Source organism: Lacrimispora sp. (genome assembly GCF_031982545.1).
Classification (GTDB): Bacteria; Bacillota; Clostridia; order Lachnospirales; family Lachnospiraceae; genus Lacrimispora.
Window position 1 is genome coordinate 40,595 of record NZ_DALYXB010000013.1, and the last position, 20,892, is coordinate 61,486.

22 protein-coding genes are annotated in these 20,892 nt (G+C 41.9%); 19 read left to right on the forward strand and 3 right to left on the reverse strand.

Features of this window, described 5'->3' with window-relative positions; genetic code table 11:
• Positions 1-4: 4 nt before the first annotated feature.
• Together ABS301_RS20040 and fsa are read left to right on the forward strand one after the other, a co-directional pair.
• Complete coding sequence (locus ABS301_RS20040) at positions 5-400, forward strand: cupin domain-containing protein (protein ID WP_349673893.1); 396 nt, start codon at positions 5-7, stop codon at positions 398-400.
• 16 nt (positions 401-416) lie between these two features.
• On the forward strand, positions 417-1,073 hold the full coding sequence (gene fsa, locus ABS301_RS20045; RefSeq protein ID WP_349673894.1) for a fructose-6-phosphate aldolase: 657 nt from the start codon (positions 417-419) through the stop codon (positions 1,071-1,073).
• A 59-nt stretch (positions 1,074-1,132) separates the two neighbouring features.
• Here fsa and ABS301_RS20050 read toward each other — a convergent pair whose 3' ends face one another.
• Together ABS301_RS20050 and ABS301_RS20055 are read right to left on the reverse strand one after the other, a co-directional pair.
• On the reverse strand, positions 1,133-1,378 hold the full coding sequence (locus ABS301_RS20050; RefSeq protein WP_349673986.1) for a TIGR03905 family TSCPD domain-containing protein: 246 nt from the start codon (positions 1,376-1,378) through the stop codon (positions 1,133-1,135).
• A gap of 118 nt (positions 1,379-1,496) precedes the next feature.
• Entirely contained in the window at positions 1,497-2,408 is a 912-nt protein-coding gene (locus tag ABS301_RS20055; RefSeq protein WP_349673895.1) for a LysR family transcriptional regulator, read from the reverse strand.
• A 411-nt stretch (positions 2,409-2,819) separates the two neighbouring features.
• On the opposite strand from ABS301_RS20055, the gene ABS301_RS20060 reads away from it, so the two are divergent.
• The 12 genes from ABS301_RS20060 (at position 2,820) to ABS301_RS20115 (ending at position 13,882) form a co-directional block, all read left to right on the forward strand.
• Positions 2,820-4,259 carry a non-oxidative hydroxyarylic acid decarboxylases subunit C gene (locus tag ABS301_RS20060; protein WP_349673896.1) on the forward strand — a complete coding sequence of 480 codons (1,440 nt, stop codon included), beginning with the start codon at positions 2,820-2,822 and terminating at the stop codon, positions 4,257-4,259.
• A gap of 27 nt (positions 4,260-4,286) precedes the next feature.
• Positions 4,287-4,493: a non-oxidative hydroxyarylic acid decarboxylases subunit D gene (locus tag ABS301_RS20065; protein WP_104439622.1), complete on the forward strand. Its 207-nt coding sequence runs from the start codon at positions 4,287-4,289 to the stop codon at positions 4,491-4,493.
• A 95-nt stretch (positions 4,494-4,588) separates the two neighbouring features.
• On the forward strand, positions 4,589-5,971 hold the full coding sequence (locus tag ABS301_RS20070; protein ID WP_349673897.1) for an SLC13 family permease: 1,383 nt from the start codon (positions 4,589-4,591) through the stop codon (positions 5,969-5,971).
• A 23-nt stretch (positions 5,972-5,994) separates the two neighbouring features.
• Complete coding sequence (locus ABS301_RS20075; protein ID WP_349673898.1) at positions 5,995-6,558, forward strand: UbiX family flavin prenyltransferase; 564 nt, start codon at positions 5,995-5,997, stop codon at positions 6,556-6,558.
• 34 nt (positions 6,559-6,592) lie between these two features.
• Positions 6,593-6,973, forward strand: coding sequence for a prenylated flavin chaperone LpdD (lpdD, locus tag ABS301_RS20080; RefSeq protein ID WP_349673899.1), 381 nt, complete (start codon positions 6,593-6,595; stop codon positions 6,971-6,973).
• An 11-nt stretch (positions 6,974-6,984) separates the two neighbouring features.
• Complete coding sequence (gene idi / locus ABS301_RS20085; RefSeq protein WP_349673900.1) at positions 6,985-7,509, forward strand: isopentenyl-diphosphate Delta-isomerase; 525 nt, start codon at positions 6,985-6,987, stop codon at positions 7,507-7,509.
• A 68-nt stretch (positions 7,510-7,577) separates the two neighbouring features.
• Positions 7,578-9,392: a methyl-accepting chemotaxis protein gene (locus tag ABS301_RS20090; protein WP_349673901.1), complete on the forward strand. Its 1,815-nt coding sequence runs from the start codon at positions 7,578-7,580 to the stop codon at positions 9,390-9,392.
• Positions 9,393-9,472: 80 nt separating this feature from the next.
• Complete coding sequence (locus ABS301_RS20095) at positions 9,473-10,171, forward strand: 5'-methylthioadenosine/adenosylhomocysteine nucleosidase (protein ID WP_104439628.1); 699 nt, start codon at positions 9,473-9,475, stop codon at positions 10,169-10,171.
• A 127-nt stretch (positions 10,172-10,298) separates the two neighbouring features.
• Positions 10,299-11,216, forward strand: coding sequence for a hypothetical protein (locus tag ABS301_RS20100; protein ID WP_349673902.1), 918 nt, complete (start codon positions 10,299-10,301; stop codon positions 11,214-11,216).
• Between the two features lie 111 nt (positions 11,217-11,327).
• Positions 11,328-12,674, forward strand: a complete 1,347-nt coding sequence (locus tag ABS301_RS20105; RefSeq protein WP_349673903.1) for a glucose-6-phosphate isomerase — start codon at positions 11,328-11,330, stop codon at positions 12,672-12,674.
• A 282-nt stretch (positions 12,675-12,956) separates the two neighbouring features.
• Positions 12,957-13,385, forward strand: coding sequence for a YbaN family protein (locus ABS301_RS20110; protein ID WP_349673904.1), 429 nt, complete (start codon positions 12,957-12,959; stop codon positions 13,383-13,385).
• 23 nt (positions 13,386-13,408) lie between these two features.
• Positions 13,409-13,882 (forward strand): pyridoxamine 5'-phosphate oxidase family protein, encoded by a 474-nt coding sequence (locus ABS301_RS20115; RefSeq protein WP_349673905.1) that lies wholly within the window; start codon positions 13,409-13,411, stop codon positions 13,880-13,882.
• A gap of 68 nt (positions 13,883-13,950) precedes the next feature.
• Here ABS301_RS20115 and ABS301_RS20120 read toward each other — a convergent pair whose 3' ends face one another.
• Positions 13,951-14,217 (reverse strand): hypothetical protein, encoded by a 267-nt coding sequence (locus ABS301_RS20120; RefSeq protein ID WP_170822203.1) that lies wholly within the window; start codon positions 14,215-14,217, stop codon positions 13,951-13,953.
• Positions 14,218-14,384: 167 nt separating this feature from the next.
• Here ABS301_RS20120 and ABS301_RS20125 point away from each other — a divergent pair, with 167 nt between their 5' ends.
• From ABS301_RS20125 to tkt, 5 genes are all read left to right on the forward strand, one after another.
• Positions 14,385-15,476, forward strand: a complete 1,092-nt coding sequence (locus tag ABS301_RS20125) for a regulatory protein RecX (protein ID WP_349673906.1) — start codon at positions 14,385-14,387, stop codon at positions 15,474-15,476.
• 140 nt (positions 15,477-15,616) lie between these two features.
• Positions 15,617-16,216 carry a spore protease YyaC gene (gene yyaC, locus ABS301_RS20130; RefSeq protein WP_349673907.1) on the forward strand — a complete coding sequence of 200 codons (600 nt, stop codon included), beginning with the start codon at positions 15,617-15,619 and terminating at the stop codon, positions 16,214-16,216.
• Positions 16,217-16,278: 62 nt separating this feature from the next.
• Positions 16,279-17,529, forward strand: coding sequence for a LysM peptidoglycan-binding domain-containing protein (locus ABS301_RS20135; RefSeq protein ID WP_349673908.1), 1,251 nt, complete (start codon positions 16,279-16,281; stop codon positions 17,527-17,529).
• Between the two features lie 72 nt (positions 17,530-17,601).
• Entirely contained in the window at positions 17,602-18,876 is a 1,275-nt protein-coding gene (locus tag ABS301_RS20140) for a DUF5711 family protein (RefSeq protein WP_349673909.1), read from the forward strand.
• Entirely contained in the window at positions 18,873-20,852 is a 1,980-nt protein-coding gene (tkt, locus tag ABS301_RS20145; protein ID WP_349673910.1) for a transketolase, read from the forward strand. Before ABS301_RS20140 ends, tkt begins: the two co-directional genes overlap by 4 nt.
• Positions 20,853-20,892: the final 40 nt, after the last annotated feature.

Sequence of the window (20,892 nt, forward strand, 5' to 3'; positions counted from 1 at the left end):
TAAAATGAATATTGAACATTATGAATTTACCGGAGAAGGCATGCAGAGAGTATTTGAAAATGAAAAGTGGACCGTTGGCATAAAAAACTGGAAACCCGCCAATGACATTACTGGTATTGACTGCCTGGAAAGGCATAATAAAACGGACGAACTCTTTGTGCTGACAGAAGGTGCATGTACCCTTGTTTATGCCAATGAAACGGAAGGCGGATTGAAGTTTGGTACTGTTAAAATGGTTCCCGGGGAGGTGTTTAACATACCTGCGACCTTATGGCACAATACGATAACGCAGAAAGATACTAAAATGGTTTTAATAGAAGATTCAAATACTTCTATGGAGAACAGTGATATATTAAAGCTTGATAATAACCAGATTGAAAACATCAGAAGTCTTATATAGGGAAGAAGAGGAGAAAATGAAATTTTTTATTGACACAGCTAATGTAGAAGACATCATAAAAGCAAATGACATGGGAATAATCTGTGGTGTTACAACGAACCCTTCGCTGATTGCTTTGGAAGGAAGGGATTTTAAAAAAGTTATAAAGGAAATTGCAGCCATTGTTGACGGCCCCATCAGCGGGGAAGTTAAGGCAACGACGGTTGATGCAGATGATATGATCCTGGAAGGACGGGAGATTGCTGCTCTTCACCCTAATATGGTAGTGAAAATTCCGATGACAATAGAAGGTCTGAAAGCAGTTAAGGTACTAACTTCAGAAGGAATAAAGACCAATGTAACTCTGATATTTTCGGCGACTCAGGCTCTATTGGCCGCGCGGGCAGGAGCAACTTATGTATCACCGTTTATGGGTCGACTTGATGATATTTCCATGAAAGGAATTGTTCTGATAGGAGAAATTACCGATATTTTTAAGACACATAATATCAAAACAGAAATTATTGCTGCCAGTATCCGCAACCCCGTTCACGTAATTGATTGTGCTAAAGCGGGAGCTGATATTGCGACAGTTCCGTATAAGATATTGGAACAAATGGTTAACCACCCGTTAACCACTCAGGGTATTGCCAAATTTCAGGCGGACTACAGAGCGGTATTCGGAGAATCTTAATATAAAATAAGTGCTGCCAGATGTGGGTTTAATCCGCTCATCTGGCAGCACTTTTCATATTAATGACTTTCCTTATACTCCTTTAATGCTTTGGACAGCTGATCCGGGCAGGAAGTAGGACGAAAGCCGCATTTGATTCCTTCCAGACGGCGAATGGCATCATCAACATCCATGCCTTCCACCAGTCTTGATACGCCCTGTGTATTTCCTGAGCAGCCGCCGACAAACTGTACATGACCAATCTTGCTGCCTTCTATTTCAAAATTTATTTCCTGGGAACAGACTCCGTGTGTTTTATATTTCATCATTCATACCTCCGTATAATTGTTACGCTTACCTCAACTGGAACTTTAAAGAATTATAACGAATTCCATGGCAAGTGTCAATAGATCATAAAAGGAAGAAACAGGAAGCATGACGCAGCTAAGATTCTGGTATAAGTTCTTTCTGTTCTTTTAAATATTCATATAACATATTGGATTTGTCTACTAGTTGGGGATTGATACAGTTAGAGGATAATTTGGCAAATCCAATATTTGTTTTAACCGAATCTCTGATCCTGTAATATGTAAGGTTTGGAAACATCTGAAGATTAGCAAGCTGTCGGGGTAAAATAGCACAGCCGCCTTTTTGAGACAAAAAAGACAGAAGCATCATATGTCGGGGGAATGTCCCGGCAATACTGCCTGTGTATCCAATATCATAAAGTTGTTTTTTAGTCAGCCGGTAAATATCCGACTCCTTGGCAATGGTGTAGATATTATCAAATTTAAAGCCTTTTAAATCAATCTCACTGCCTTGTTCAAATGGAAATACATTCTTACTGCAAATCATCACCATCTCATCTGAGACCAGAGATACGGTATCATATTCTGTGTCATTCATTAAATCTGTACGGCAGATAGCAGCATCAATCTCCTGCTGAGATAGCATTTTAAGCAGATTTGACTGGTCATCCTCCACAATTTGGATGGAGTAATTACCAAATTTCTCCTGGAAGTTAAGAAGCAGCTGCATGATCCCGCTTTCCGCAAGGCAGGGAATCGTTCCTACGGTCAATTCTGTGACATAGCAGGATGTACCAAACTTTTCCAGTTTGGTTCTTAAGTCCTGGGTACACTTGCGGATGTTCAGTGCATATTCCAGGTAGACAGTGCCAGCTTCTGTCAGTTCTGCCTTTGTATTACTTCTGATAAACAGTACAATTCCCAGCTCATTCTCAATTGCCTTAATATGTTTTGATAAAGCTGACTGGGAAATATAAATGCTTTCGGCAGCGGTAGAAAAATTTTGGTACTTTGCCAATGCTAAGAAATCATCAATCCATTTTGTCATAATCAAATAGCCCCCTTAAGTTACTGATAAATCGTAAAAATCCACACTTGGATTTACGTTTTGTCATTAACACTATTATAATACAGAATGATGAGAAGGAAAATATGTTTATACTATTTTATCATGACATTTTAGAATACTTTTAAATATTAAAAAAACATAAAGTTAACTATCATTTTAATGGTAAAGTGCAATAAAATGCGTATTTATAAATCGTTTATTTTAGGTTTACCATTTGCTATGAATCATAATTGAAAAATTTAAAGATTTTTTGATTCCATTATGGAATAGTTGCGCGAATTTAATCGAATTGCCACGAAAATTGTAATTGATTATAATTTAACTATGTTGGAAAAATAATCCAGCTGGGAACCGTATCAGCATTATATGAAGAAATCAGGAGGAAAATTTATGGCAAAAGTTTATCAGGATTTGCGCAGTTTCCTTTCCACTCTGGAAGAAAACGGTCAGTTAGTACGAATTAAGGAGGAGGTTAATCCAGAACCGGATATTGCGGCAGCAGGCAGGGCAGCGGCAAACATAGAGAGTGGTCCGGCGGTTTTATTTGAAAAGGTAAAAGGATATCCTTACAGCGTAGTTACCAATGTGCATGGTTCATGGGCCAATCATGCTCTGATGCTTGGCATGGATAAAACGGCATCAACCAAAGAGCAGTTCCATGAGATCAACCGCAGATGGGATCGATTCCCGGTTAAGCCTGAAATTCTCAAACGAGAAGAATCACCCTGTAAAGAAAACACCATTGATAAAGCGGAGGATATCAACCTGTTTGAACTCCTTCCATTATACAGAATCAATGATCAGGATGGCGGCTTCTTCCTTTCCAAAGCGTCCATTATTACGGCAGATCCCAATGAGCCCGATAATTTTGACAAGTTAAATGTTGGTACATACCGCATACAGGTTAAGGGAAAGAATCGTGTAGGAATTCAGGCACTGGCATTTCATGACATTGCAATCCAGTTGGAAGCTGCTGAGAGAAAGAATGAAAAGGTTCCGATCTGTATTACAGTTGGAAACAGTCCTCTTGTAACCTATATGGCATCTACGCCTGTTATGTATACTCAGAATGAGTATGAATTTGTAGGTGCTCTCCAGGATGGCGTTCCCACACAGATTGTTCAGTCCGATCTTTACAAAAACCTGTATGTTCCAGCCGGTTCAGAGGTTGTTTTAGAAGGTTACATTGAGCCAAGGGTACGTGAGGTAGAAGGCCCGTTCGGAGAATTTCCGGGCTCTTACTCCGGTTCCAGACGCCAGTGTGTGATTACAATAACTCATGTAACCCACAGAACAAATCCTATTTTTGAGAATCTTTATCTGGGTATTCCGTGGACTGAAATCGATTATCTTATGGCTTTAAATACATCAGTTCCTCTTTACCAGCAGATCAAGCGGGATTTCCCTGAGGTACAGGCGGTGAATGCCATGTATACTCATGGAATCGGCTGCATTATCTCCACAAAGGTACGTTTCGGCGGTTTTGGTAAAGAAGTGGCATTCCGCCTTCTTTCCACCCCTCATGGCGGTTCGTATAGTAAGATTATTATTATTGTTGATGAATTTGTTGATCCGTTTAACCTCCCTCAGGTTATGTGGGCACTGACTACCCGTGTGAGACCGGATAAAGACGTTGTGGTGATTCCAAACTGCCCGGGTATGCCTCTCGATCCATCCTCATATCCTGCAGGAATGCATTCCAAACTGATTATAGATGCGACAACACCAAAGGATCCGGAACCTAATCCAAGAGAAGTTGAACTTTTAGAGCCGCCGGCTGGATATGAAAAGTATGAAGCTTTGATTCGTAAACTGATGTCTGAGATGTAAGCTCTATAACGAAAGGAGATTGAAACTATGAAATGTCCACGCTGCGACGGAAATAAAATTGAAGTGATTGCAACCTCTCCTGTTGGAAATGTCTGGGAAGTTTATGAATGTATGGATTGCTTTTATTCCTGGAGGTCTACTGAGACGCCCCATATTCATGATAAATTTAAACTGAAAAAAGAACAGATTGATACGTTACAGGTAATTCCCCCCATTCCGCCTCTTGATAAATAAGTTAAAGAAATCCTGACTCTTAAGGCTTTCCCCCAAGCCTTAAGAGATCATAAAAAATCAGCTTATTGATTCTAATCATGAAAGGAGAAGCTTCAGTGACATTCACTAAACAGAAATCAGGCTTTTTAATCGGTATTATTATTTTTGTTCTTGTCCTACTTCTTCCGCTTGACGGCTTGTCCAGAGAAGGACAGATCTGTCTTGGATTAACACTTATGACCGTAGTCTGGTGGGCTGCACAGGTTGCCCAGTCAGGTTACGTGGGGGGATTCTATCTGGTCTCCGTATGTCTTTTAAAGCTTGCTGATACGAAAGTGGTATTTGCGGGCTGGACAACTTCAACCCTGTGGCTGGTTATCGGTGCTTACATGATTGCGGCAGCAGTTAAAAAGTCAGGATTAGGGGAACGGATCTCTTATGCCTATATCCTGAAATTTGTAAGATCATGGAAGAGCATTATCATTGGCATTTTTGTATTGACTTTTATTTTATCCTTATTTATTCCTCACCCCTGGCCCCGTGCATTCTTAATTATGTCGGTTATGTCCGTAGTGATTAAGGCTGGGAATATGCCAAAGGAGGATGCGGTTAAGGTGGGATTTACGGTGTTTGCAGCGTCAGTTCCGGTTTCTCTTATTTTCCTCACTGGAGATTCCGTTATTAACCCGCTGGTAGTGACTTACTGTACAACAGAAAGCATTAATTTCGTACGCTGGTTTCAGATTATGGGACCGCCAGCTCTGTTTTTAAGTATTACTACCCTGATCTTAATCCTGATTTTGTTTAAACCATCAAAAGCAGTTGAAGTTAATTTCGATGAGGTGCGTACCGCTCAGTCTGCGCTTGGTAAAATGACCGAAAAAGAGAAGAGGACTTTAATCTGGATTATGATAGCAATTGCCCTCTGGCTTACCAACGGTATAACCGGTCTTGATGTAGGCTGGGTTACACTGGCGGTGGCCATGTGCATGGCTCTGCCTGTAATCGGTAATGTCTTAACGGTAAAAGAGTGGAGTGATGTTCCTGTTCATGTTCTGGTATTTTTAACTTCTGCCATTGCAATTGGTAAGGTTGGAGCAGTAACCGGTATGAATGAATGGATTGCAGCTACTCTGCTTCCCAAAACCATGCCGGGTAACATACTGGTACTGGCCATTATGATTGCAGCAATTGCAATTCTGATTCATATGTTTATGGGTTCTGTGATTGCAGTTATGGGAGTTGCCATTCCGGCGATCTTAGTCTGTACCAATGCACTGGGAATTAATGAGCTGGCAGTTATTTTTGTTATTTATCTGGCCATTTCAGGCCATTATATTCTTCCGTTCCATCACCTTAATATCCTGGTGGGGCAGGGAGAGGAAAACGGAATGTATACACAAAAGGAAACCATTAAGATGGGGGTTCCGTTGCTTATTCCGATTTTCCTGACAGTTGGTTTTGCCGTAGCGTGGTTTGCAGTTCTTGGCATTGTATAACTGTTTATAAGAGAGGTGTTTAAATGAGAATTATTGTAGGAGTATCAGGAGCAACCGGCGTGGTCATGAGCCTTTATCTGGTGAAAGCGCTGAAAAGTTTCAAGGACTGTGAGGTTCATCTGGTGGTATCGGATTGCGCCAGAAAAACCTGGGAGTTAGAAACCGATTATCCCTTTGAGAGGCTGGTTGAACAGGCAGATTATTATTATGACGTACATAACCTCGCTGCAGCAATCTCAAGCGGCTCCTATCAGACAGACGGAATGATTATACTGCCCTGCAGTATGAAGACTCTGTCAGGAGTTGTAAATGGTTTTACCGATAATCTCCTGATCCGTGCAGCCGACGTCTGCATGAAAGAAAACCGGAAGGTAATTCTGTGTACAAGAGAAATGCCTCTTGGTAAAGTTCATCTTCGCAACATGATGGCAGCAGCAGATTTAGGCTGTACCATAATTCCTCCAATGCTTACTTTTTATAATGGTCCCAATTCCCTGGATGATCAGATTAACCATGTGGTTGGAAAGATCCTGATGCAGTTTGGACTTGATTATAAAAATTTCGTCCCATGGCGCGGTGCAGATTAACTGCGGAGATGGAATTGTAAAAGGGAGAGATATTATGATAAACAAAATTTACGGAGCCGGAAAGTATGCGGTAAGTATGAGCGTCCATATAACAACGGGAAACGGACTAGCAGTTTTTATAAGCGGCGGTGAAAGACCACATCTTGGAGGAGTGGCATTGGCATCCCCCAGTGCAGAGCTTGATGGTCAGCAACTTTCCAGCTGCGACTTATGGACCCTGACAGTACCGGGGCATAAGGACGCACAGCTGGCACAAAAAATCGCAAAGAAGCTTTGCACTGCGCTGGGAGAGCCGGTATCTGTAAGTCTTGGCGTTCATGTTGAACATGCCACAATGGATGAGATTAAACTTTTGTGTGATAATGTGGAAGCTGCAGCAGATTTATTTTTAAAAGAGTATCTTAAAAAGGACTGATTGGAGTAATTATGGACCATTTGATTTGTGTTGACATACTGGATCGGGAAATAGGGAAAGCGACCAAAGAAGAGTGTCATCAAAAAGGATTGCTTCACAGGGCTTTTTCGGTATTTTTGTATCATGAGGGGAAATTGCTGCTTCAGCGGCGTGCATTGGAAAAATATCATTCCGGAGGTTTGTGGACCAATGCATGCTGCTCTCACCCCCGATATCAGGAATCTTTAGAGGAAGCAGTTAAAAGGCGTCTTTATCAGGAACTTGGAGTCGTCTTAAACTGTGAAGAAGCAGGTTCTTTTATTTATTATCATAAGTTTCATGATGATATGTTTGAGTACGAATATGACCACGTGTTTATTGGTCAGTATGATGGAGAAATCAGTCCGGATCCGGAAGAGATTATGGATCTGAAATGGATGGAAATAGCTGATTTGTCTGAAAGCATGCTGCAAAATCCGGAACAGTATACGGTGTGGTTTTTAACTGCAGCACCTATGGTTATTAGAAAACTGATGAGCGGAAAAGTACCAGGGTAATGACCTGGATTTTTCGCTGTTCAGAGATAGATTGGCTTTAAAATAAATACATAATGGGAGGTACACTTATGAGTGACAAGAAAGGGTTTAAGGTATGGATTACAAATTTATCGGTTAAATGGAAATTATCAATTGGGTTTGGTGTTGTGTTTTTAATATTGTTAATTTCGCTGGGTACTTCTGCAAGCAGTATATCCAAAATCGGAAACCAGGTAGAATTATATTCAAAATTCACCTACCCTCTCACCTCTAATAATCTGGAAGCCCAGAGGGATGCTGTGTCAGTACAGAGATTTTTACTGATGGCACTTCTTGAAAAAGAATCAGGGAAAGATTATCAGGCCTCTCTTGATATGTCCAGTAAAAGTGCACAAAATTTTATGGAGGTTTTTGATAAATTTGCCAAAAACCAGAGAAGTGCAGCAAATGATAAAAACATTGCAGATGTAAATCAGCATGTACAGGAGGCAGAAGTAGCCCGTAATAAAATTCTTGACCTGCTAAACGATCCATCCAAAAAAGATGCATCTGCAGCCTATACCATTTTCCAGGAAGAATTTTTACCACCCTTTAATCAGATCACAGATATAATGGAACAGATGAATGTGGTTGGTGCACAAAAAGCGGATGTACAGAAACAGACAGCAAAAAGCGTTATTGCAGAGTCATGGGTAATACTACTGGTGGTACTGGTGGCATCTGTTTTAGCCACTCTTTCCATTATAATTGTACTGACACGTGCAATTTTAAAACCTGTTAAAGAAATAGAAGAAGTGTATAAAGACATGTCGGAAGGAAATCTTCGTTCAGAAATTCACTACGAGAGCCGTGATGAACTGGGACGTATGGCTGAAGGCATTCGTTCTACCAATGCAAGACTTATTACTTATATTGAAGATATTATTTCAAAACTCACTATGCTTTCACAGGGAAACATGAGTTTTACGGTTGATCTGGATTATGTTGGGGATTTCTCTGCAATCAAGCAGTCAATACTTAATACAATTGCTTCTCTTAATGCAACCATGCAGGTGATACATACTGCTGCGGAGCAGGTAAACTCCGGAGCAGGACAGGTATCTGACGCTTCTCAGGCACTTGCATCAGGAGCAACAGAACAGGCGGCAACCATTGAAGAGCTGACGGCCTCCATTCATAGTGTGACGGAAAAAGCGGAGAAAAACACTGTATCTGTGCGCAATGCTACAGAATCTGTATTCCAGGCTGGTCAGGGAGTAGGAGAGAGTAATAACCGGATGAAACTCCTGAATGAAGCAATGAAAGAAATCAGCCATTCTTCAGAAGAAATATCCAAGGTAACAAAGATAGTGGAAGATATCGCTTTCCAGACAAACATTCTGGCATTAAATGCAGCAGTAGAAGCAGCAAGAGCCGGTGAGGCAGGCAAGGGCTTTGCTGTAGTTGCGGATGAAGTAAGAAATCTGGCTGCAAAATCAGCGGAAGCAGCCAAACAGACAGCAGATCTGGTCCAGAAATCTACGGATAAAGTAGCAGAAGGCGAGCGGATGGCAAACGAAAGCTTAAGGCTTTTAGATGATGTAGCTGAAAAATCTTCCATGGTGGAAAAAGCAATTAAACAGATCGAGTCCGACACCCAGGATCAGGCAAATTCCATTGTCGAGATTAACCAGGGGCTTTCCCAGGTTTCCGCTGTTGTACAGACCAACGCTGCAACTGCAGAAGAAAGCTCTGCTTCCAGTGAGGAACTGGCTGCACAGGCACAGATACTCAGGGAGCAGATTTCAAAATTCAAGCTCACAAGTGTATCTGTCAGCACAGGAAATGAACCGTTCGCCCCAAGATTTGCGGAACCGGAGATAAAGCAATCTGCAGCCTTTGATTCTGCGTCCGGAAAATATTGAAATTAATTACACAATTGCTCCGTTTTCCGTTATAATAATACGGTAGCCGATGAAACAATAAAACATAAAGGAGGACTGCTATGTTAGGGATTATCGGAGCAATGGATGTGGAAGTTGCAGAAATTAAAGAATCCATGAAGGATGTTACGGTTGAAACCATAGCGGCAATGGATTTTTATAAAGGAACATTAAAAGGACTGGAAGCAGTTGTAGTCCGGTGTGGGATAGGAAAGGTCAATGCAGCCATCTGTACCCAGATTCTGGCAGATCATTACCATGTGACTGCTGTCATTAATACAGGAATTGCCGGTTCTTTAAAGAATGAGATCAATATTGGAGATGTGGTGCTTTCCACAGATGTAGTACATCATGATATGGACGCAACAGGCTTTGGTTATCCCGCAGGACAGATCCCCCAGATGAAGGAATTTTCATTTCATGCAGATGAAAAACTCCGCAATCTGGCTGAGAATTGCTGCAAAGAGGTGAATCCTGAAGTTGGAATTTTTAAAGGAAGAGTGGTTTCAGGGGATCAGTTCGTCTCTGACAGGGTTAAAAAAACCTGGATCTCTGATACATTTCAGGGATTTTGTACAGAGATGGAGGGGGCTGCCATTGCACAGACCGCTCACTTAAACCACATACCATTTCTCATTATCAGAGCCATCTCAGATAAGGCGGATGACAGCGCAAATATGGACTATAGCGAGTTTGAACAAAAGGCAGTAAAAGCGTCTGTGAACCTTATTTTAGCTATGGCAGAAAAATATTCAGATTAACTTAATAATCGAATTCTGGCAGGATTTGACGAACGATTCTAGGCTCTCTCATCTTCCCAAAGGCAGTCCGGGTGTTTATAATAAACCTATCACCCGGAGATGCCGGGAAGAAAGGGGAGCTATTATTATGCTGGAATTTTTACAGACAGGCAAAGCGTTATACGTGATGGCAGTTTTCTGCGGCATTGGCATTATTACCAGATGGCTTACACGTAACCTCTACAAAAGACTGATTAAAGAATCAGACAATCTGACACTTACTAAAAACAGGAACCTTCGTGCTTTTAAACAGAAGACCGAATCAACTTATCAAATGAACCAGGGGATTCCCAGGGTCAAGCCTTATTTAGAAAGACAGATGTATGATTTTAAACATATGGGTATCACACTCCATGGCTGGAACATGTTATCCAATCAAATGACACTTTGGTGTTTCTTAGCGGGTGGTGCAGCCGCGTTTGGTTCTTACTGGTACCGGACAGATCCTTATTACATAGTTTTATATGGTTCGGTAGGAATCATGGCAGGTTTGTTTACCATATTGGTGGATCATGGTGCGGGAGTTACAGAAAAACGCCAGCAGCTGTTTGCAGCACTGGACAATTATCTGGAGAATACGCTGATCTACCGACTGGATCAGGAACGGGAGGAGTCAGCTTCCATGTTGGGGCCGCGGCTGGAGCCTCGGGAAAATATCCGATCCATCTATGCGGCTCAATCAAGAGGAGCAGCAGAACCGGAAGCGGAGCCGGAACGAAAGGCTGACAGAAGGAGCACCAGACAGAGGGTGCGCAACCGTCCTCAAAAGCAGGCGGAGGAATATTCTGATGAAATGGAGCGTTTGCCAATGAGAGGAGAATCCATGGATGCATCGGAAGTAAAAGGTTCCGTCCGTGATGTGGACTATTTAAAAAAGAGTTTGGAACAGATTGCAGCAAGCAGGGAAAAGGAGCGGGGAAACAGACAGGGAGAGGATTGGCTTAAGGATTTAAATCCGGAAGAATTAAAGCTGATTGGCGAAATTCTCCAGGAATATTTAACATGAACGTTCGGAGGGCAGAAGAAAATAAAGTCGCATTTCGATGAGTTCTATGATATAATTTTCCTAAACAGGCAGACAGGAACCTGACATAATAGGAAAAGGAGAATATTAGCAATGGGAAATATAGTTTTTGATGATTCCAGAGCAGCAGGATTTGTATCAGCAGAAGAGATGGATAACATGAAAGCCACAGTACTGTGTGCGAAGGATGTGCTGATGAACAAAACTGGTGCGGGTAACGATTTCTTGGGGTGGATTGATCTACCGGTCAATTATGATAAAAAAGAATTCCAGGAAATAAAGGCGGCAGCAGAAAAAATTCAGAGTGATTCTGATGTACTGCTTGTTGTCGGGATCGGCGGCTCTTATCTTGGCGCAAGAGCAGCGATCGAATTTTTATCCCACAGCTTTTATAACGTATTACCAAAAGGAAAGCGTAAAACTCCGGAGATTTATTTCGTCGGCAACAGCATTAGCAGCAAGTATATTCAGGATTTAAAGGACGTGCTGGAAGGAAAAGATTTCTCCGTTAATATTATATCCAAATCCGGTACAACCACAGAGCCTGCAATTGCATTCCGTGTATTTAAGGATCTGCTGATCGAAAAGTATGGACGTGAAGAGGCAAATAAAAGGATTTATGCCACTACGGATAAGGCGAAGGGTGCGTTAAAGAATTTAGCGGACCAGGAAGGTTATCAAACGTTTGTTGTTCCGGATGATGTGGGAGGACGTTTCTCAGTGCTTACGGCAGTCGGCCTTCTTCCGATTGCAGTATCCGGTGCTGATATTGATAAATTGATGGAAGGCGCGGCAGCAGCCAGAGAGGAGGCAGTAAACACACCTTATGAATCAAATGGTGCACTCCGGTATGCAGCGGTCCGCAACATTCTCCTTAGAAAGGGAAAGTCGGTTGAGATCGTGGCAAATTATGAGCCAAGCCTTCATTATGTTTCCGAGTGGTGGAAACAGCTGTTTGGAGAAAGCGAAGGAAAGGATCAGAGAGGTATTTTTCCGGCAGCAGTAGATTTAACCACAGACTTGCACTCTATGGGACAGTTTATTCAGGATGGGTCCCGAATTATGTTTGAAACTGTATTAAATGTAGAAGAATCTCCGGCAGAGATCCTCTTAAAGGAAGAAGAGGTTGATACAGACGGAATGAACTATCTGGCGGGAAAGAGCGTGGACTTCGTGAACAAGAGCGCGATGAATGGAACAATTCTGGCGCACAGTGACGGAGATGTCCCGAATCTGATGGTAAACATTCCGGATCAGGATGAATTCAGCTTAGGACAGCTGTTTTACTTCTTTGAATATGCCTGTGGTGTAAGCGGTTATATTCTGGGAGTGAATCCATTCAACCAGCCGGGTGTGGAAAGCTACAAAAAGAATATGTTTGCTCTCCTTGGAAAGCCTGGGTTTGAGAAGGAAAGAGAAGAGCTTTTAAAGAGATTATAATCTGGTTTGTATATAAAAAAGTCATGTGAATTATTAAAAAGTACTGACCCCAAAAAGTTAGACCTAAAATCTAACGATTGGAGGTCAGTATTTTTATTGCCAAATATACTTTTGAATTTTAGGGGGATCCTCAGTTACGTCTGCAAATAAAAAATCATGGTTTAATTCAGACATAGTGCAAAACTGTATCCTATAAAAAAAAGAAAACCGTCCCTTATCAAGAGAACGGTATTGCTGTATAATTTTATATTAGAACCAGAGCGAAACGGAGTTGCAATAAGAATGATTGAAAAAGAGATGGTTTTTAAAGAATCCGAGGAAGAAATAACCCAATTAAAGAGCAGGTCCAGAATCGTGAAATTTATTTATCTCACCACTGGGCTGGTCTTTTTGGGGTTGGGACTGCTGGGTATTGTGCTGCCGGTTCTCCCTACAACCCCATTTCTTCTGATTACTACTTACTGCTTTGCAAAGGGGTCTTCCCGATTTCACCAATGGTTTTGTCATACCCATATTTATCAGAAGTATATAGAAAACTATATAAAGGAAAGGGCCATGACACTTAAAACCAAGCTGTCAATATTAATATTTGCGTCCACGGTTATGATGATAGCATTTGCGACAATCCGTGTTTTGCCTGCAAGGTGTTTTCTCATTGCAGTGATACTCTTTCATTGGTGGTACTTCTTTTTCCGTATAAAAACAAAATAATTTATTACAGGAGGATAAATAAAATGCAATATAGAATGAAAACACATCCGCTATCAGAAGAAAAGTTGAATGATTTATTGTCCAGAGTGCAAACGGGCAGCCTGGCAACCCTGAATGAAGACGGAACCCCATACAATACGCCGGTTCACTTTGTCTATGTTAATGAGTGTATTTACGTGCATGGATTGCCCAAAGGACAAAAGATTGACAATATTATTCGTAACGGCAAAGTAGGATTTACCGTGTATGAGATGCAGGAGCTTTTACTTGATGAAAATGGAAAACCCTGTGATACCAATACAAAATATGAGAGTGCAATTGCAACGGGAAGAGCCGCTTTGGTAGGGGATTTGGAAGAAAAAAGAATGGTTCTGCAGAAAGTCGTGGAAAAATACACACCCCAGCTGGTTCATGTCCCGCTTCCAGAAAACATGGTTCGAGGAACTGCAGTAATACGAATCAGCATAGTTGAGCTGACAGGCAAGTACTATGAATAAAGAGTTGTAAAAGGCAGACAGCAAATCTGGCTGTCTGCCTTAGTAACTATTAATTACCCGCTTTTCGGTTATTCTTCTATAATCTGTATCTCCAGAAAATCAAAATCAATGGGTTCCATAAAATTATCCTGAGTAAATCGTGCTTTTGAATGAACCTTAAAATCCTTAACAGTAGAATCAAGCCATATGGGCTTTCCAAGATCAAACTGATAGCAGATCTCCTCCAGAGACTGAAACACCATAGAAGTTCTGGACAGACTGTAATCGGAGATACAGATGACGGTATCTTTTACGATCCGGGTATTAGTTATTAATTTTGCCCACATACGAAACATAATAATTTTCCCTTCTATCTGACAAATTTCGGTGACCGGCAGTAATTTGATGAAACGATTATAGCATTATGTGTACGAATATGGCAAGGAAGAAATTCAGGACATTGTAAAACAAATCAACCTATGATAAAATTGTGAGAGGAAAAACCGAAGGAGGAAGACAAAAGATGGCACAGCCTATAGAAGATCAGGTTGGATTTCTTGGAGAGGCATGCAGAGCCGTTCAGGAACTATCGGTAAGCAAGAGTTTGCTTGAAAAATACCGTCTGGAAGAAAAGAGTCTTTTTAGAGAACTGGAAGCAGAGAGAAAGGCTGTGACCGATGCCATCAGCCTTACGGTGAAAAAAAGGGTACAGGAAATTAACGATACCTATGACAGAGAGATCGCGAGAGAACAGGACAATCTAAAGCGTTTAAGAAACAAACGGGAAAAAGCCAAAACCCAGGGAATTAAGGAACGAATTGAAGAGGAGACTCAGGAGCTTAAGGATAAAAACAAAGAATTGTTAACTGAGTTAAAATCTGTTTTTAAACGGGATCATGTTCCGTCTTACTGCAGGAGCACCTGGTATTATGCTTTGTTTTTCACCAGAGGGTTTTCCGAAACCATTATCCTGCTCTTTACCGCACTTATTTTTTTCCTTGCCATACCCTGCGGGATCTATTTTCTCATACCCCAAAGAAAATCATTTTATCTGGCGGGAATTTATTTTGTCTCCATTCTGCTTTTTGGCGGGATTTATATTCTGATTAACAATCGGACAAGAGTCAGACACCCAGAGGCTTTAAAAAAGGGAAGAGCTATTAAAAATTCTATAAAATCCAATCGGAGAAAGCTTCGTGCCATTATCCGTTCTATAAAAAAGGATCGTAACGAGAAGGTCTATAATCTGGAGAAGTTCGATGATGAGATTGCAAGAACAGAACAGGATCTTGCTGATATTGCGGACAAGAAACAGGAGGCATTAAATACATTTGATAAGGTAACGAGTACGATTATCTCCGATGAAATCGCCAGCAGTAAGAGAGAAAAGATCTCACAGCTTGAGAAGGAGCACGAAGAGGCGGTTAATAACTGGAAAGAAGCTCAGATACGGGTTAAGGAGCAGACACTGTTTATCAATGATAATTATGCTTCTTATATCGGATCTGAATATATGATCCCTGAGAAGCTTGATGAACTGGCAGATTTGATACGGATGGGGAAGGCGCAAACCATTAGTGAAGCCAAGGAAATTTATAATAGCATAAAAGACTAAAATAAAGGTACAGTAACCAGCCGTCATAAACGGCAGGCCTGTACTTTTTTTGCATTTTTCCAGAGGAATGAGGTGAATAATTCTTAAGAACCCGGCTTATAATAGAACAGAGAAAAATAAGGACAGCAGGGCAGTATATTATGAAATTATGGGAAAGAATTGCAATCCGGGGAAATCGGGATGTTTTTTATTATGACACCAGGCAGACCTTTGAAGCAGAGGAGTTTGCGTCCAGACTTTACAGCATGATATGCTCGGAGCAGGAGAATGGAAAATCGGCAGGTGTGCTGTTTTTATGCATCGGCACCGACCGTTCCACGGGAGACAGCCTTGGGCCCTTAATTGGTTATAAGCTAAATGAGATGGGACTGGAGCATTTAGAATTACTGGGCACGTTAGAGCGTCCGGTCCACGCCATGAATTTAGATACCTATCAGACTATTTTAAAGCTACGATATCCCAATCATGTAGTGGTAGCCGTGGATGCCTCAGTTGGAAATATAGATCACATTGGCTATGTCACCCTTGGAAAAGGGGCGTTAAAACCAGGCCTTGGAGTCAGCAAAGAGCTTCGGGCTGTAGGGGATATTTTTATTACAGGTATTGTGGGAAGCTGTGGAAATTACGATCCGCTTATGCTTCAGAGTATCCGGCTTTCTGTTGTTATGCGTATGGCAGACTGCATCAGCCGCAGTATTTGTCTTGTCGAAAAGTTATGGGAAAACTCGTACTTTCTTTGACACGTTTTTCAAAAACCTTATGCTATGATTCATTGGATTAAATAGAATAGCGGGGTGATCCAATGGATGAATTATACAATCCGTTCCCGAAGCTGCCCAAAAACATCAGACAGATTGGGGAACGGGATGAAATCGTAAAATTATATGTAGAGGATTATGTTAACACATATTTAAAACGTCTTTTTCCTGTAAGTGGACAAAGACTGCGGGTCGGGCTTTTGCTTGGCAGCATGGAGTTAAGTGACGGGACGCCGTATATCTTTATCGACGGAGCATTGGAGATGGAAGATGTGACGGAAGAGGGCCTGAAGGTGTCCTTTACAGAACTGTCATGGAAAAGAGCTTCCCAAAACATGGACCAGCTTTTTCCAAAAAGATCCATACAGGGCTGGTTTATATGTGGAAGTCCCGGAGAGGATTTAAGTCCTTTAAATTACTGGAAGCAGCACATGCAGTATTTTGGAGGTCCCAACAAACTAATGTATTTAAGTTGTGGAACAGAGGGGGATGAAACAATTTATGTAACCTCGGAAGATGGTTTTTATAAGCTTCAGGGGTACAGTATCTATTATGAACGCAATCAAATGATGCAGGATTATATGGTACTGCGCAAGGATGTAAAACGTATCGAAACCGATACAAATGATAAGGTAATTGAAGAATTCCGCAAGCGAATGGGCGAGAACAAGGAAGAAGCAGTGGACAGGCATCAGACTGTCGGACTTCTCCGGGGCATGTGCATGGCCATGTCAGTTGTCGTATTAGCTGGCGGAATTGTTATGTTTAACAACTATGAGCGTATGAAAAGCATGGAAAGTGTGGTAGTCTCTGCAATCCCAGCCAAGGCAGAAAAAATACTCCTGGGTGATAAGGCCCAGCAAAAGGGTGAAAAAAAGGAATCGGGAGTAGTGGTGGAGGAAGCAGATGGAGAAGTTTATCCGACCTCTGCAGTCAACAAGGAAACCATGTCTGAAACCATGCCGGGAGCCACACAGGCGCAGACAGCAGTACAGGCTGGGGAGTCAGCGGGTGAGACAGTCAGTGAGACAGCTGCAGCCGCAGAGTCAGAGCCACCAGCACAAAAGGTAGTAGAAGAGAAGGTGACACAGGCAGCCAAACCTGAGACACCACCTGCAACCCAGGCAGCATCGACGGATGGCCAACGGATTCATACCGTGGTAGAAGGAGAGACACTGTATGGGATTTGTATTGCTGAATATAAGAGCGTTAATAAATTAAAGGAAATTTGTGAACTGAATGGACTGGAAGATGAAAATAAGATAGTTGCGGGCCAGAAATTGCGTCTTCCGTAGAAAAACTTAATGCGTTTCTCTCTAATTTGATGTATACTACAATTACATATGGGCATTTTTAGGAGAAACTGCATGAGCGATATGAACTCTATGAACAGAGAGATAAAGAAAGACCAGCTGCGGCGTCAGATTGTCCCGGCTTCACCGCAAAAGGACGAGGACAGCAATGAAATCATAAAAAGAGCCCGCACAAAGGTTAAAAAGAAAAAGTTAAAGATTTTTCTGGTGGTGCTTTTTATCCTGTCTGCAGGTGCAGTCAGTCTGTATACATATTTGAATTATTATCAGTATACTGGATTCAGCGTCGTCTGGGAAAAATCGCTCAATGAAGGAAGCTACGTTGGATATTTGGACTTTGGAACCAATGTGTTAAAGTACAGCAAGGATGGAGCTTCCTATATTGATAACCAGGGCAAAGAGGTATGGATACAGAGCTATGAGATGAAATCACCGGTTGCCAGTGTCAATGGCCCTTATGTGGTCATTGCAGATCAACAGGGTAATTCCATCTATATCTTTGATAAAACGGGGAATACCGGAGTGGCAAACACGGTACTGCCTATTATAAAGGCGTCTGTGTCAGCCCATGGAGTGGTGGCCGCGATCTTAGAAGATACTACTTCCAATTATGTTTATTTTTATAAACGGGATGGCAGTTCTCTGGATGTGAAGATCAAAGCTTTATTAGGAGGAGATTCCGGTTATCCGGTGGATATCAGCTTATCTCCTGATGGAACACAGCTGATTGGGTCTTATGCATTTTTAAAGAATGGAACAATGAATGGAAGAGTTGCCTTTCATAATTTTGCAGAAATCGGTAAAAGTGTTCCGGACAGGCTTGTGGGGGGATTTGATGAACCTTATGAGTCAACATTTGTAGCACAGGTAAGGTTTCTTGATGATACATACTCCTGCGCATTTGCAGATAACGGTATTTCGTTTTATTCCACAAAGAATGCACTTTCTCCGGAGTTGATTAAGCAGATTCCGGCTGAAAATGAGATAAAAAGTGTATTTTATTCGGACAAGTATGCAGGAATGATTACCGATAACCCTGAGGGGGAAAATCCTTATAAGCTTTCTGTATATAAATCCAATGGGAACCTGATGTTTACCAGCGGTTTCCAATATCAGTACACCCATGCCGATATTGACGGAAACCTGGTAATTTTGTATAATGAAGACTCTTGCAGAGTCTATAACATGTCAGGAAGGCTTAAATTTTCCGGTACATTTGATTTTCCCATAACAAAAATCCGAAACGGCAGATTTCCCAATACTCTGATCGTATCCGGACCCCAGAACATGAAAGAAATAAGATTACAAATAGGAGGACAATACCAATGAGCAACATCGATACTATGTCAATTAATGCAATCCGCATCCTTTCTGCCGATGCAATCCAGAAAGCCAACTCCGGACATCCGGGACTTCCTTTAGGCTGCGCATCTGCTGCGTATGAATTATGGGCAAATCACATGAATCATAATCCTGCAGATCCAACATGGGCTAACAGAGACCGTTTTATCCTGTCTGGAGGTCATGGATCCATGCTGTTGTATTCTATGCTTCATCTGTTTGGATATGGTAATTTATCCAAAGAGGATGTGATGAATTTCCGCCAGCTTGGCTCTAAAACTCCTGGACATCCGGAGTATGGCCATACGGTAGGAGTTGAGGCAACCACAGGTCCTCTTGGAGCTGGTATGGGTATGGCAGTCGGTATGGCTATTGCCGAAAGTCATCTTGCTGCTGTATTTAATAAGGACAACTATCCGGTAGTTGATCATTACACCTTTGCTTTGGGTGGAGACGGCTGTATGATGGAAGGAATCTCCTCCGAAGTATTTTCTCTTGCAGGAACTCTTGGTCTGGGTAAATTAATTGTTTTTTATGATTCCAATAAAATTTCCATTGAAGGCAGTACAGATATCGCATTTACAGAAAATGTACAAAAACGTATGGAAGCATTTGGTTTCCAGATTATTACGGTTGAGGATGGGAATGATTTAGAGGCCATCGGACGTGCAATCGAAGAGGCAAAGGCAGATACAGAGCATCCTTCCTTTATCACCATAAAGACACAGATTGGCTTTGGCTGTCCTGCAAAGCAGGGTAAGGCAAGCGCTCACGGGGAACCTCTGGGTGCTGATAACATTACTGCATTAAAGGAAAACTTAGGCTGGCCATCTATGGAACCATTCTATGTTCCGGAGGAAGTTTACAGCCATTACAGAAAGCTTGCTGAGGAAAAAGCTGAGACAGAAGCAGCATGGAATGTGATGTTTGCTGCTTACTGCCAGGAGTATCCGGACATGGAAGAACTTTGGAATGCTTATCATGATCCGGATGCAGGAGAAAAATCCATCGAGGCATGCGCTGATTTCTGGAAAAAGCCGGAGAAGGCAGATGCAACCAGAAATTTATCCGGGCAGATTTTAAACAGAATTAAGACATATATGCCGAACTTAATTGGCGGTTCTGCGGATTTAGCACCGTCCAATAAGACTAATATGTCAGATATGGGAGATTACAGCAAGGAGAATCCTGCTGGCAGAAATATGCATTTCGGAGTCCGGGAACTTGGAATGACAGCCATAGGAAACGGTATGATGCTTCACGGCGGACTTCGTACCTATGTGTCTACTTTCTTTGTTTTCAGCGATTATACAAAACCGATGGCACGTCTTTCCGCTTTAATGGGAGTACCGTTATCCTTCGTATTCACCCACGACAGTATTGGTGTTGGTGAAGACGGTCCTACTCATGAGCCAATCGAGCAGCTAGCCATGTTACGTGCATTGCCAAACTTCCATGTATTCCGTCCCTGTGATGAAACAGAGACAGAAGCAGCATGGTATTCTGCACTGACTTCCAAAAAGACACCGACAGCTCTGGTTCTTACCAGACAGAATCTGACGCCTATGCCAGGAAGCAGCAAAGAGGCATTAAAGGGTGGCTATGTAATCGATGACTGTGAAGGAACACCAGATCTGATTCTTATTGCCAGCGGATCAGAAGTAGAACTGTCTGTAAAGGCAAAAGCACTTATCCCTGATCAGAAAGTCCGTGTAGTTTCCATGCCATGTATGGATTTATTTGAGGAGCAGACCCAGGAGTATAAGGAATCCGTGCTTCCAAAGGCAGTTAGAAAACGTGTGGCAGTGGAAGCGTTAAGCGATTTCGGCTGGGGTAAATATGTGGGCCTTGACGGTGCTTATGTGACGATGACTGGATTCGGAGCAAGCGGACCTGCTAATCTGTTATTTGACCATTTTGGATTTACGCCTGAGCATGTGGCAGAAGTGGCAAAATCCTTATAATTAACTGCTTCTGTGGTACAAAAGCATAAAGGAGTGTATC